Source organism: Psychrobacter glacincola, assembly GCF_904846075.1.
Classification (GTDB): domain Bacteria; phylum Pseudomonadota; class Gammaproteobacteria; order Pseudomonadales; family Moraxellaceae; genus Psychrobacter; species Psychrobacter glacincola_C.
Window position 1 is genome coordinate 615363 of record NZ_CAJGZH010000003.1, and the last position, 14061, is coordinate 629423.

Annotated in this window: 10 protein-coding genes; 8 read left to right on the plus strand and 2 right to left on the minus strand. The window is 40.7% G+C overall.

Going from position 1 to position 14061, the window contains the following annotated elements; all coding sequences use genetic code 11:
• The first annotated feature begins 26 nt into the window (after positions 1–26).
• On the plus strand, positions 27–1388 hold the full coding sequence (locus JMW85_RS13780; protein WP_201582136.1) for an Lnb N-terminal periplasmic domain-containing protein: 1362 nt from the start codon (positions 27–29) through the stop codon (positions 1386–1388).
• 79 nt (positions 1389–1467) lie between these two features.
• Here JMW85_RS13780 and JMW85_RS13785 read toward each other — a convergent pair whose 3' ends face one another.
• Positions 1468–1941 carry a YcgN family cysteine cluster protein gene (locus JMW85_RS13785; RefSeq protein WP_227681912.1) on the minus strand — a complete coding sequence of 158 codons (474 nt, stop codon included), beginning with the start codon at positions 1939–1941 and terminating at the stop codon, positions 1468–1470.
• 315 nt (positions 1942–2256) lie between these two features.
• On the opposite strand from JMW85_RS13785, the gene JMW85_RS13790 reads away from it, so the two are divergent.
• The 5 genes from JMW85_RS13790 to JMW85_RS13810 all read left to right on the plus strand — a co-directional run bounded on the left by JMW85_RS13790 (position 2257) and on the right by JMW85_RS13810 (position 9263).
• Complete coding sequence (locus JMW85_RS13790) at positions 2257–2997, plus strand: dienelactone hydrolase family protein (RefSeq protein WP_201582138.1); 741 nt, start codon at positions 2257–2259, stop codon at positions 2995–2997.
• Between the two features lie 327 nt (positions 2998–3324).
• A complete protein-coding gene (locus tag JMW85_RS13795) occupies positions 3325–4116 on the plus strand; it encodes an SDR family NAD(P)-dependent oxidoreductase (protein ID WP_087813609.1) in 792 nt (263 codons plus the stop codon).
• 139 nt (positions 4117–4255) lie between these two features.
• Positions 4256–4726, plus strand: a complete 471-nt coding sequence (locus tag JMW85_RS13800) for a hypothetical protein (protein WP_055125326.1) — start codon at positions 4256–4258, stop codon at positions 4724–4726.
• Between the two features lie 155 nt (positions 4727–4881).
• On the plus strand, positions 4882–7941 hold the full coding sequence (locus JMW85_RS13805; protein WP_201582139.1) for a DUF2339 domain-containing protein: 3060 nt from the start codon (positions 4882–4884) through the stop codon (positions 7939–7941).
• Positions 7942–8093: 152 nt separating this feature from the next.
• Entirely contained in the window at positions 8094–9263 is a 1170-nt protein-coding gene (locus JMW85_RS13810) for a DNA cytosine methyltransferase (protein WP_201582140.1), read from the plus strand.
• 98 nt (positions 9264–9361) lie between these two features.
• Here JMW85_RS13810 and JMW85_RS13815 read toward each other — a convergent pair whose 3' ends face one another.
• Positions 9362–11176, minus strand: a complete 1815-nt coding sequence (locus JMW85_RS13815; protein ID WP_201582141.1) for an ATP-dependent nuclease — start codon at positions 11174–11176, stop codon at positions 9362–9364.
• 382 nt (positions 11177–11558) lie between these two features.
• Here JMW85_RS13815 and ylqF point away from each other — a divergent pair, with 382 nt between their 5' ends.
• Complete coding sequence (gene ylqF / locus JMW85_RS13820) at positions 11559–12515, plus strand: ribosome biogenesis GTPase YlqF (protein WP_045452455.1); 957 nt, start codon at positions 11559–11561, stop codon at positions 12513–12515.
• A 130-nt stretch (positions 12516–12645) separates the two neighbouring features.
• A complete protein-coding gene (locus JMW85_RS13825; RefSeq protein WP_201582142.1) occupies positions 12646–14061 on the plus strand; it encodes a KAP family P-loop NTPase fold protein in 1416 nt (471 codons plus the stop codon).

The following is a 14061-nucleotide window of genomic DNA, read 5'->3' on the forward strand; positions in this document are numbered from 1 at the left end:
AGCCTTCACACACCAAAACACACCCTATGTCGCTACGTTCCTTTTTCTCTCGCCTGCTCACGCCGCACTCACATAGCCATCGTTCAGATAACGGCTTGGACACGCTTGAGTCAAATAATCATGGTTCGGATAGACACGGCTTAAAAAATAACACTGCGAATGGTCGCCAACCGACACCTACATGGCGATATTATCTTATACAGTTTTTCATCATTATTACCTTGCTACTGTCAGCCGTTTGGTTATTGCTGGCGATTTGGTATCAGTTTGGGGCAGGCTCCGCCATCACTTGGTTAGCCGCACTTTTCATTGTTGGTGTACTGACAGCCTTACTGAGCGTTCGCTATTGGCCGAAAATAGCTCAGCGCTTTGATCATAAACAACGCAGCAGTAAACAATGGAGCAACAAAGCAACCATAAATAGCAAGTCAGCAAATAAATGGTTAACCGCTTTATATGGCGCTATTTGGTTGGTAGGCGTTGGCTGGTTTTTTTCTATTGAACCCCAGCAAGAGCGCGACTGGATGGCTGAGGTAAGTGAAAGAGTCACTTACAAGCGCGATGCAACCAATCCTGATTTAGTGACCCTAACCAATGTACGCAACTTTGATTGGCATACCGACACGGAGGCGACCGAACGCTGGGACACACGTACCATTGATATGTCCAAACTATCTGGCGTCGATGTCACCAATTCTTACTGGATGGGTCCACTGATTGCCCATACTTTGGTCAGTTTTCGTTTTGAAGATGATAGACCGCTTGCTTTCTCATTTGAGATTCGTAAAGAAGAAGGCGAGTCGTTTTCGGCATTGGCAGGGTTTTTTAGACGCTATGAGCTGAGCCTGATTGCCGCAGAAGAGCGTGATATTATCTATACCCGAACGAATGCGCGTGGCGAGCAAGTTTATCTATTTCCCGTTAGCAACTTGCAGCAGCACGAGGTCAAGTCACTATTTGAATCTTACTTAACCGCTGCCGATGAATTGAATGCCAAGCCTGCTTGGTATAACACATTGCTCAGTAATTGCACCAATATCATTTTTTATATGGCGCGTATCGTCAGTGGCGATCGCCTGCCGTGGGATTATCGTATTTGGGTCTCTGGCTGGCTGCCAAATTATCTATATGATGTCGGTATGCTTGACGCTAATCCAGAAAAGACTGGACAGCCGTGGTCAATGGATACATGGTACGAGCGTACCCATATCAACTCAAAGGTTAAAGCATTTAATAATCAAATCAATCTAGAATCTGGCGTTAATAGCAACGAAAACAGCCGTGAGTTCTCTGAGCAAATTCGTCAGGACATTCCTATCCCGCCATTGGCTGACACGCAAGAAGATGCTGAGGCAAAAGCCAAATCTGCGGCTCAGGCTTCTTATTAACATCAAGTAGCATTGTACTTTTACCCTGCAATAATACCAATGTCACTAATGTCACTGATTTCAGTAACTCTCAGTATTATCAAGGCTTAACCCAGCTGACCACCCGCTCCTCCATCGCTTCATCAGACATACCAATCTCAGAAACACAGCGCCCAGCCACGCCAACATTGGCAGCACGCATTTGTTGCTGCGTTACCACTGCATCTTGGGTCAATAACAAATGCCAACTTGGCAAATTTTGTCCTTTATACAAACGCTTATAGGCGCAGTGCGAAGGCAACCACATCATCTGCGGCAGATTGTCCATGGTCAGCTGAATACAGTCTGGCACATGCTCTTGACGCGTGTCATAGTGCTGACAATGACCCGTCGTACAGTCCATTAGCTGGCAAGTCACATCGGTATACTCGACCAACTCTTCATCCACATCACCATGCTCATCTTCGTCAATATACTTAATCAAACAGCAGCTGCCACAGCCATCACACAACGCTTCCCATTCGCTATGATTGAGTTCTGACAGTGCAAAGCGCGACCAAAAATTCGGACGCAAGGTATCATTGAGCTTACTGTCATGGTCGCTATTATTGTTACTTTGATTGCCACTGTCAGGAAATAAGCTCACAGCTGATTTTTCTGTGACTTTTAGCGGCAACGTTTCGTCAGAGTCTAGGTGGGCTGCACAGTTGTTTAACAAGTTTAGTGTCATAAAGGTGCCGTAGCATTTTGATAAAGAGCGTTACAGTATTATAGCTGTTTTTGCCTAGGTTGAGCGTTAAGGTAGTAAAAGTAAGAAAAACGATATAGCAAAAACACAGACAAATAACCTTTATAACTTAAAACTCCTCACATAAAAAAGGATAATAATATGTCAATTAAGACTTTTGAATTAATCAGTACCACCGAAAACGGTGTCCAGCTTATCAGCTATGTGGCATTGCCAGAAAATGCATCTAACGACCATCCTGTTGCGGGAATTTTAGTAGCGCCAGAATGGTGGGGTATCGTTGATCACCCAAAATCAGTGGTCGAGCGCTTGGCAGAAGCAGGTTATGCCGCCGTCGCAATGGACGTGTACGGTGAAGGCAAGCTGACCACCGATGCCGCGCAAGCGAATATGTGGATGGAGCAAGTATTAGAAGATCAAGATATGCTGATGTCGCGCTGCCGTTTGATTCTTAATGACTTTAGCGACCAGTTAGCCGTTGATGGTGACAGTCTAGCAGCGATTGGCTTTTGCTTTGGTGGTAAGGTCGTCCTCGATATGGCTCGCGAAGGTATGCCATTAAAAGCGGTCGCCACTTTCCATGGCAACCCAACACCAAAACAGCCAGCGGATAAAAACTTCACCGCTAACGTATTGGTTGCTCACGGTCGCGATGATTCAATGGTATCAATGGAAGCAATAGAAGGTCTAAAATCAGAACTAGATGCTGCTGGCGTTGACTATATTATCGATGTTTATGACAACGCTAAACATGGCTTTACCAACCCACATGCCGATGAGCGCGCTGCTAAAAATGATGTTGATCTTGGCTACAACGAAGCCGCTGCCAAGCAAAGCTGGGAAAACATGCTTGAATTTATGGAAAATAACTTAGGTAAATAACTTAGGTAAATAACTTAGGTAAATAACTTAGGTAAATAATCTTTGGATCAGGCATATCAATAGCTGTTTTCAGGTTATTAACACACTATTTATTAACCCCTATTTATTAACCCCTATCTATTAACCCAACATATAGCAGAGTGCGCCCGCCGCACTCTGCTTTTTTTATCGTAAACAAATCCATATTGGTCATTACACACTTACAAAGGCTTACTATTAGTAAGGATTTAAGACGCTAACATGATTATTACACAGTCGTGATTCATATAATCGGTCACACCACTTGCTGATAGCTCTCTAATCACTCACTAATAATAAGGTAAAACCATGAAAACCATCCAACAACTATTCGACTTTCATCATAAAACCATCATTATCAGTGGTGCAGCAGGCGCTATTGGTAGCGAGGCGGCACGGTTTTTAAGCTCATTAGGAGGCAACATTGTCCTCGCTGATTTAAATGAAGATAAAGTGAAGCAAATTGCCGCTGATATCGAAAAAGAAACAGGCAATGCAACCTTAGGCATGAAAACCGACTTTACTGACGAGACGCAAATTGCAGCCTTGGTCGATGCAACTATTGCAAAATTCGGCAAGATTTCTGCAGTAGTCAACAACGTCGGTTGGGGTGCAAATACGCCCTTATGGGAATCTACCACCGAAAAAATGGTCAATGCGTATAAGCTCAACACCTTGGGATCTTATCATTTGACTCGTTTATGTATGCCGTATTTAAAACAAGAAGAAAACGCCTCTGTGGTATTTTCTGGATCCATGGTTGGTAATACACCATCGCCAGAATTTATCGAATACAGCACAGCTAAAGCGGGCTTGCTAAATATGGTAAAAAGTATGGCGGTCGCATCAGGTCCTGAAGTGCGCTTTAACTCATTAATTATTGGTACAGTAGATAATGGTGCTTCCTCTGAAGAAGCCGGTTATACCCAAGAGATGATCGATAATGTGGTCAAAGGTATCGTCCTAAAACGACGTGGTGTGCCAGCAGATATCGCTCAAGCGATGGCGTTTTTGTTAAGTGATGCAGCGTCTTGGATTACTGGTGCTGAACTGACAGTCAATGGCGGCGGCGTTTACAAAAGTAAAATGCCAACCTCATAAACTCAGTCATTATTATTATCATAAATTTATAAACGATACATACTAAGGCGTGTTGAGCATTCGACCATACTGGGTAGGATTTTATCTACTCAGTATTTTTTATGCATAAACCTACCCGCTTGGATTTGGAACATAAACCATGACAACAACATTAAACGCAAAATTGCTAAAAGGCGCTATGCTTACTGGCGTAATCAATGCCTTCATTAACGGCGGCATACAATATTTCTTCTTAAAAACATACTCATCAATCGCAATATCTGTTGACTCTATTACCAATAATGAAGACACGGTGCTCGGTACCTCCGTTACCTTATCGATTACGTTAGCCATGATTTTAACTATGGTGGCTTATTTTGGTATCAAAGAAAAAAAAGTAGCCTTCTTTCCAACCGCTTTTTGGTTGACGATAAAGCATGGATTTTTCACCTTTGGGGTATTGACCTCTCTTGCTGTACTATGGCAAAAATACGCAGGTACGGTCGAAGTATCTTTGATTTCAGCTTTAATTATTATCGGTGTTATTGCAGGTATCGTCTCAGGTATGGTGAATTATCTAACCCTACGTGAATGTACATTATCAGAAAGACATAAATTATATGCCGCTTAAATATCTTAGTTTATAAAGCATCAAGGTCAGCTCCATAATCGTGAACGAATAGTCTTGGGCTAACCCGTTTATTTTGATGAGCGCTTTGCTTGTGTTTGCTTTGAAATCGAGTCATCATCAAGCCATCAAATATTGAGTAACGGTGTGGTAGCGCTATGTCTGATATCAGCGGATTTGTATTGCTTGTTTGTCTAGTAGTGATTATCGTTTTTTACAATAAACTAAAGCGACGCGTTGATCAGCTTCAACGAGACATCACGCAACTGCAAGATGAGTTACAAGCGCAGCAACACCGTGTCAGCTCTATGAATAATAACGCCGACAATGACGTAGATGCTCATACTGAACCAATGACTCAAACGCTAGCTGAGACTCACTCGCCTCAACCTATTATCGAGGAGCTATTTGACTCAGCACCTCCTTTATCTACTGCTACGATTCACCCGAAACCAGCCCCTTCTCCAAAAAAACCATCACCCATAGAGCCGGATGAGCGCTCACTGCCTATCGTCACTTCATTGATTCACTCCATCAAAAACTGGTTCTTTGGCGGCAATCTAGTCGTGCGCGTTGGCGTGATCGTCTTACTTATCGGTGTGGTGCTACTACTTCGCTTGTTAAGCGACTATATCGAAGTGTCGATAGCGTCCAAGCTTTTAGCGATAGGCATCCTCGGTTTAGGTCTAGCAGCATTAGGTCTAAAATTGGCAAAAAATCGCTTTGCTTATGGCATCACTCTACAAGGCGCAGGCTTAGCGATTGCGTATTTAACGACCTTTTTTGCCTATAGCGTTTACCAAGTTCTGCCTAGTCTACCGAGCTTTATTGGGCTTGGGCTATTATCTGCGATTACCATTGCACTCGCCGTGCGTCAAAACGCTTTTCCGCTGGCGTTGTTGGCATTATCGGGTGGGTTTTTTGCGCCTATTTTGACCAGTGAAGACACGGGCAGTTTGGTGATATTGTTTAGTTACTATCTACTATTGAACGTGACGATTGCGATTATTGCGCATTACCGCCCATGGAAAATACTGAATTTATTCGGTGTCACTGTGACCTTTGGGTTGGCGTACTACTGGGGCATCAGTGAAAATTTGAGCGCGATCATTGAGGCGCAGCGCTGGTCTTTAGTCCTACTGGTCACCTTACACTTACTGCTATATCTGTTTGTCGTCATTCGCTATGCCCAACAAATCATTGCCTACAATACTCTTAATGAAACAGACATCATCCAGACAGAGAGCGCAGACAACGTAAAGCATTTAGATAGCGTTCACGTAAGAAGTAACAGCTATGTATTCCCTATTGATACTGGCTTACTGTTTTCAGTGCCGATATTAGCCTTTGGTTTATTTGCGGCATTATTAGATGACATTCCTAATGCCTTAACCATCGCTAGTGCTATTTTAGCCACTGTCTATTTAGGACTCGGCTGGTTGTTTGTGCAGCGTAGCCAGCGTTATGCTTTAATCACCGAGGGCATGTTGGCATTAGGGTTTGGCTTTTTGGCACTGGTGATCCCGCTGGCATTAGATGCTGAATGGATTGCCTTTGGCTGGTCAGTACAAGGACTGGCGCTGGTCTGGTTTGGACGGCGTTCATTGCGAGCGTGGTCAGTGCTATTTGGTTTGTTATTGCAGCTAATCAGTATCGGCATGCTGATGGTAAAAGTGGTCTTCGCCATTCAGGATTATCCAACATTGGCCTTAACCATTTCGGCTATCAGCTATCTAGCAACGATGTTTATCTTACGCGTCAGCAACTCGCCAACTACATTGAACGATAGCAGCGACAGCTTTGATAACGACTTAAGTAGTAGCTTAAACAATAATTTAGCATTCTCCCAAGAGCAAACCATCACGTCAGATTCAGTAACGAACTATGCCAACGCATTAGGTATTAGCACTCATGCCGCCCAGCAATGGCTAACCTCAATCAACAGCCAAAGCACCGTGTTTAATCTTGTTTGGCACAGTCCTATACTCATAAAATTTTTGACCTTTACAGCTATAGCGTGGCTACTACAAGTACTGCTGCTTGATTTTAACCAGTGGTTTGTCAGTTGGACACTGGCAACGACGACCATGATTGCACTCGCAGCACTGGTCAGCCTTGCCATATATTGGACAATCAATCGTTATCACTCGTGGATAGAAATCAGACAATTTAGCCATGGCTTATCGATCGTCTTTTATCTCATGCTCGTCATACAGTTACCGCAAAAATTCGAGTTTCACTTAATATGGCAAGGAGCAGATTGGCTACTATTGACTGGTTTAATCGTTGGTTGGTTGATTATTGGACAATCTTGGTTAAAGACGTGGTACGACCATTCCGAGTTGTCACGCTACGATAGTGCAAGCTGGCTGGGAGCTAGCATTCTAATCATTGCTGCCGCCGTCCACTATGGACTCGCAGATTCCGCTGGCGTGATGGCTGTCTTGATTCCAGCCATTTTAATATTGGCTGGATTATGGCGCTGTCATCGTTATGCCAGCTATCGTAAGCAAAATAAGCGCACGAATCAGGTATTAAAACAAAGTCCACTATACTGGTTTGATTGGCAACAAGCGCTATTGAGCTGCGCGGCTATCTTTGCGCCCATTGCCTTATGTTGGGTCATCATTACCAACTGGTCATATGATGGTGTAATTTGGGGACTGTCCTACTTCCCACTATTGAATTTATACGACATTACCTCATGGCTGACGCTATTGGTTGGGTTTAGTTTATATTACATGAGCCAACATCGCTGCGATGAGAGTCTTATCGAATCAAGTGCAGCCCCCCAAACTAAGCGTATATTTACCGCCGATTATTTATTGGTTATTTTGGGACTTATTAGCTTTTGGCTGATTTCCAGTATGTTGGTCAGAACGCTACATGCCTTTATCGGTACACCGCTTTGGGACAGCGCTCAGGGCGGCGCATGGAATAGCGAGCAAGTGCAGACAGGGCTGACCATTTTATGGACACTCTTAGCTTTAGTCGCCACCATCGTCGCCAGTCGCTATTGGCAGCGGACGCTTTGGTTTATGGGCATCGGGCTATTAGGTATTGTCGTACTCAAACTGGTATTGGTTGACCTGTCGCAGACCGAAGCAATTTGGCGGGTGATATCTTTCCTTGGCGCAGGCAGTTTAATACTATTAATTGGTTATCTTGCACCGTTACCTCCAGCACGCGATGAAATAGAAAATCAGGCTCAAAAGTAGCTTTTAAAAATGTATGACAATTTTGAGAAAACATGCTGAGAAAGGTAATCACTGACACTTTACAAACTCGAATTCAACAGTAGTGGGATTAGCTACTCATGGAGCTATAACTTAAGTATAATTGTCATCGTTTTGATTATTGAGAGTGTAAAATGGTACAGAAGTTGACAGCAATAGACTTGTTTTCGGGAGCTGGTGGTTTCTCGCTTGCAGCCCATAATGCTGGCGTGGATGTACTTGCTGCGATTGAATTTGATAGACATGCAGCTGAAACTTATAAAAATAACTTAGTAGATCGACTAGATGCAAAAACACAGGTTTACGCTAAAGACATTACTGAGTTTGATATCGACTCACTTCTTAATGATATAGGAATAAGAAAAGGTAATTTAGACATTCTTTTAGGTGGTCCGCCTTGTCAAGGCTTCTCTTCTCATCGTATTAACGACTCAGGTAAAGATGATCCAAGAAACGCCCTACTTATTCGTTATTTCGATTTTGTTGAGCACCTCAAACCTAAATCTTTCTTAGTCGAAAATGTTCCTGGTTTGCTATGGCCTCGTCACGAGAAATATCTTAAAGATTTTTTAAATCTTTCCAAGAAACATGGTTATACAATCGTTGCTGGTGAACCGCTTATTTTGAACGCACGTGATTATGGCGTACCTCAAAATCGTCGACGTGCTTTTATATTTGCATTTCGTGATGATGTAATGCAAGAAGATATCGATTGGCCACCATCCCCAACCCACCATAAATCTGGTGACTCTCCATGGTTAACCGCTTCATCTGCTTTTGAAAAACCAAATAAAGTGGTCTTAGATACGTTTAGAAAGCGACTTGAAGAAAAATTTGGACATTCTAAAGAGGAGTCAAATCAGGTAGTTGCATCGTTAAAATGGGGCAAAAATATCGATCCTCAAGATTCATGTAACTTAAGTATGACTCATTCTAAAACATTGACTAGAGTCTTTGAAAATACGCCATTATTAGGTGATAGAGACGAATCAGGCAGAGAGCTGGACTGTCACAAAAACTACAAAGGCCATAAAGATGTCTATGGCCGTATTTATCCACATATACAAGCAAACACAATTACAGCAGGGTGTAATAATCCCTCAAAAGGACGCTTTGTGCATCCTTGGCTAAATCATGGTATTACTTTGCGTCATGCTGCACGCCTACAAACCTTTCCAGATGATTACATCTTCACTGGTGGCTCAATAGCGATGGCAAAACAGATTGGAAATGCTGTACCCGTCGCGATGGCACAAGTACTAATAAATCATATAAAATTAATTTTAGAAAAGAAAATGGATTAATAGAATTATCAGTAACATCCAATATCAAAAATGATAAAAATATTTGTTCAATTTATAAAATATACTACTTTAGTGACATCATATCTTTCGAGCTACAGTTAATCCTGCTGTTCAATAATTTGAAACTGTTGCTTAATATTTTCCTTAAATGCTAGCCAAATAGGACTCTCGATATTTCGTTTAGCTAAAGCACCTTCTTGTATCTTATAAATAAAATTAGAGTCGGCATCTTCATTAATTTTCTTAGCTACCCTCTCAAAATTGCTTTTATAGTTTTCTATATTGCTATAATCTTCATTAGCTACCAGCGTATGATCTGATATTTTCCAAATAAGTTCCTCTGGAGTATCTATATTCATAAACTTAAAATGAGTATAAAATGCATCTAATATCCCCTTTTTCATTTTAATTTTTTGTTCTTTTACTTCACTGCTCTCTCTCGCACCTTGACTAGTATTAATAGGAAGCTTAAACGAACTCCCGCATACATTAGTATGATTTTTAAGAATACTATCAAGATTTCCTTCCTCTGCTTCACTAATACTACTTGATTGTATGGGAGGAACTTTAGGCTGCTCATCTCCATCTAAAAGCACAAAAGAATTTTGATTTGCATGAAGATAATAATCAAGACAGTAGTGTTTAATTATATTTTTAGCCCCACCGGGTGATTGATACACATCAAAATTTGATAAAGCTTGCGAGTCTATTTCTTTTAGTACCTCTTCTACAACTAATTTAGCTAATTTATCTTCTACAAAGATGGTCGTTTTATTTTTATTTTTAATACCTATTCTAAGAAATACTTGCTCAGGGGTGGATTCGTTTAATATAGAGTAAGTTCCAGCTGCCTTATTCTTGTAGAACAGCTTGATAGCATTTTTTGGAAGTCCTTCGACAAAGCTGGGAGAGTGCGTTGAAATAACCACCTGACATCCAGAAGTCCGTATTTTTTCTAGTAATAATTTACGAAGCTCTGATTGTGCTCCAGGGTGTAAAGAAACTTCTGGCTCATCGAGTAATATAATTGACCCTTCTGTTGCTTCTGTAACCTTTATAACGCAATTTGTGGCTGCAACCTCGCCGCTTCCAGCCATAGCTTCAGAGTATTGCCCTGTAGCCTCTTTAAAAATAATTGTGTTACTCATACTCCCAAAAAAGTTATGCGTCACTATTGTTGCAGATGAATACTCCTTATTTAAAATCTGATTAATCCAACCTAATTGCATTTCTGTAATATCTTTTATCTCTTTTATCTTTCTTGAATGCCAAGTATGGCTTTGGCTTTTTTTATCTATTCCGGGCTTCAAAGCACTTGAACGAGTGCGAATAAAATCCTGTATGGAATCAATTTTAGAAGTTTTATTGTAATGACCGAAATGGAAACATTTATCAAAAGCACTAATTTCAGCTCTAAAATCAATATAAACGACCTCTTTGTTAACCGCATTCCATCTAGTATTAGTCCTGTGGGGTGATGCCCTAGAAGTTATAGTAGTGGGCATATGTAGCATATTATCTGAAATTTTTGGTTTTGCGGGTTCCCAATAGTCAGGGTTATCTACTCCTGTACGACTGTTCTTTCTTTTTGTTCTGTTTTTTAAAACCTCTACTTCGTCTCCTAATCCTTTAGGTTTATACTTGTATATAAATCTATGAATATCATTTCCCCCACTTAGGAAAGGATCAATTGAAGTTGAGAACCAAAAATCACCAACAGATTTCTTATTTGGACAGCCGTATAGAGCCTGCAGTACGGATGTTTTTCCTGATCCATTGGGACCAACTAAAACAGTCAGAGCATTTTCAAACCGTATACAAGTACCAGGTGTTATTTTCTTAAAGTAAGGGAAACGAATTTGTAGTATTGGTTCTGATAGAGAGCTAATATCTCTCATTTCAACATGACTCATATTGACTTCTTTTTAATTTATTTTTGATTATTCTAGAGTTTTTTGTCAAAAAATAAAGCTTTATTATAAATAATAGTTCATCAATTAAGTAAAAAGAGACACTTAACCTAATATTAAGCTTAAAGCTATAGCCAAGCTATTCAATATCGCATCCCTATGTCTCTTACCTAATGCTGTTAAAGAGAGGTTGCTTTAAGAGTTGATATTTAAATTTTCCGTACGTGAAATTTAGAATAACAGATAAGACGTAATCACGACTTCACATGATGGTTAAGTGAAATTGTAGCGTGAGCAAGGTGGTTCTGTAGTAAACTGGACACCATGAAAAGTAAATGACGATCGTCTTACTTTGCTCATTTTTTATAAAAGGTTATGAAAGCAGATGGATAAGAGAGCAAGTATTCAGTGGTTCCCTGGGCACATGAACAAAGCCCGTAACGAAATCAAAGAAATCATGCCGCAGATGGATTTGGTCATCGAGGTGATCGATGCGCGTATCCCATATAGTAGTGAAAACCCAATGGTTGCGGCATTGCGCGGCGAAAAACCCGTCATCAAAATCCTGAACAAAGCCGACCTTGCTGATCCTGAATTGACCCAAGCGTGGATGGACTATCTTGAGCAGCAAAGCGGTGTGAAAGCCATTGCTTGCGATACTGATAAAGCCAATGATGTCAAACGTATCATCGCCATCTGTAAACAACTTGTGCCCAATAAAGTGGGGACGGGTCGCCAAATCAAAGCCATGATTATGGGAATTCCAAACGTTGGCAAATCAACATTGATTAATACTTTGGCTGGACGTGCTGTCGCAAGAACTGGCGATGAGCCAGCGGTCACCAAGTCGCAGCAATTGATTAAACTTGACGATGACATAATGCTCTATGACACGCCCGGTATGCTATGGCCAAAAGTCGAAAACGAAAACTCTGGCTATCGTCTGGCAGCGACGGGCGGTATTCGTGATACGGCTTTTGATTTCGCTGATGTTGCCAGCTATACCGCTGAATACTTGATGCAAGCCTATCCTGAGCTGCTAAAAACCCGCTATAAAATTGAAGCGTTACCAAAGACTGATTGGGAGTTTTTTGAAGTCGCTGGACGCAATCGCGGCTGTGTACGTTCGGGCAATCAAGTCGATACCTACCGCATGTCTGAGATTTTAATTAACGAGTTACGTAGCGCTAAGCTTGGGCGTATTACGCTTGAAACGCCTGCCATGTCTGAGGCTGAAGAACTCGTCGTCGCTGAGCAACGCTTAGCAGCAGAAGAAAAAAGAATCGCCAAAGAAGAAGAAAAGCGCTTACGTCGTTTGAAAACGCGGAAGAATCGGAAGTAGGTTTGGTTCAAGGCTCATTACTCAAAATACTAATTGCCTATATAAAAGCCCTGATGGGCTTTTTTTGTGTCTAGATTATCTGTATAACATAAGTATTGTATACCAGAACAATAAATATAGAGAGTGCTTAATGACAGATTACAGCGTAATGAGAGAGTTAACTTTTTCCAGCAGAGATGAGTTCACACGTAAGCCTATCGCTGAAAAAATAATTAAGTTATTAAATTCAGATATTGATGTTTCACCACTTATCATTGATGGTAAATGGGGTACAGGTAAAACAGAGTTTTGCTTCAAACTCAAAAACCTTATTGAAGACGTTAATTCCAGTAATTATAAAGTTGGCTACGTGAACGCCTTTCAAGCTGACCATGCTAATGAACCACTATTAGCTTTAATCGCCGAAGTTGCCAGCTTACATAGTAATGATAATGAAAAAAGCGAATTTATTAGAAAGGCAATACCTTATTTAAGGCTCATTACCGGAGTAGGTTTAAAAGCTGCTGTTGGCTTTGTATTTGGTAAATATGCTGCGGAAGCGCCTAGTATCCTTAGTGAAGGTGTTGATGCAATTAAAGATGGTTCTAGCTCACTTATTGATCAATCCCTTGAGTCGATAATAAAAGACCAAGTAGAAGCGGAGAAAAATTTAGCTGACTTGAAAGCTGCTCTTGTTTCGATATCAACAAAAACCCCTATCATTCTCCTCATTGATGAACTTGATCGCTGTCGGCCAGATTTTGCAGTGATGATGCTTGAAACTATCAAGCATGTTTTTGATGTTAAAAATGTGCAGATTATTTTAATTACTAATGCTGATCAGCTCAAAGCAACTATAAAACATAGTTATGGCAGTGAGACCAACTCTCATGATTACCTATATAAATTCTTTAAATATCAGATTAACTTGCCAACTGCTACCAAAGGTACTGAGGGTAAATCAGTTGAAAATAATGTTACTCACTTTAAAACGATTGTACAAGCTAGTAATGTTATCCCTCAAGAATTTAAAGATAATGAATTTATATATGAAATTCCAACCTTCTTGGATCTCAGTGAATTATCACTTCGTAAGATTGAACAAACTGTTCGTTGTATAGAAACTCTAATAATTTTTGAAGACAAAGAACAAAGTAAGTCACAGATTGTTGAGCAAATTCTGATGGTTTTCCTATCCTTTGTCTATATGATTGATGAAGGAACATTTCAGGAGATAAACAATAAAGAAATTGATGACGTTAAGTTTTTACACTTTACTAATGCATCTCAGCTCAATGTCTCAGAGTATAGCTCAGTGGAGGAGCTGGGATTAAGGGATATAATTTCCATTATTTTTAACAAATACTTTGGGCAAGAATGTTTGTACTTGCCTACAGGCCATTTTGATCGCCAACGTGCGGCTCAGAAATTAAGTGAAATCCTAGATATTTATAAGTTTAGTGCAGAAACAGATTATTTAATAAAATTTAAAGACAATAACTCTTATATCTATAAATACATCGATCATACTATCAACAACCTCTTACTTTTCGACATAGTTAAGTAG

Excerpts from the sequence above, each read along its gene's own strand:
- JMW85_RS13780 (WP_201582136.1), top strand. The coding sequence starts at position 27 with ATGTCGCTACGTTCCTTTTTCTCTCGCCTGCTCACGCCGCACTCACAT.
- JMW85_RS13790 (WP_201582138.1), top strand. The coding sequence starts at position 2,257 with ATGTCAATTAAGACTTTTGAATTAATCAGTACCACCGAAAACGGTGTC.
- JMW85_RS13795 (WP_087813609.1), top strand. The coding sequence starts at position 3,325 with ATGAAAACCATCCAACAACTATTCGACTTTCATCATAAAACCATCATT.
- JMW85_RS13800 (WP_055125326.1), top strand. The coding sequence starts at position 4,256 with ATGACAACAACATTAAACGCAAAATTGCTAAAAGGCGCTATGCTTACT.
- JMW85_RS13805 (WP_201582139.1), top strand. The coding sequence starts at position 4,882 with ATGTCTGATATCAGCGGATTTGTATTGCTTGTTTGTCTAGTAGTGATT.
- JMW85_RS13810 (WP_201582140.1), top strand. The coding sequence starts at position 8,094 with ATGGTACAGAAGTTGACAGCAATAGACTTGTTTTCGGGAGCTGGTGGT.
- JMW85_RS13815 (WP_201582141.1), bottom strand. The coding sequence starts at position 11,176 with ATGAGTCATGTTGAAATGAGAGATATTAGCTCTCTATCAGAACCAATA.
- ylqF (WP_045452455.1), top strand. The coding sequence starts at position 11,559 with ATGGATAAGAGAGCAAGTATTCAGTGGTTCCCTGGGCACATGAACAAA.
- JMW85_RS13825 (WP_201582142.1), top strand. The coding sequence starts at position 12,646 with ATGACAGATTACAGCGTAATGAGAGAGTTAACTTTTTCCAGCAGAGAT.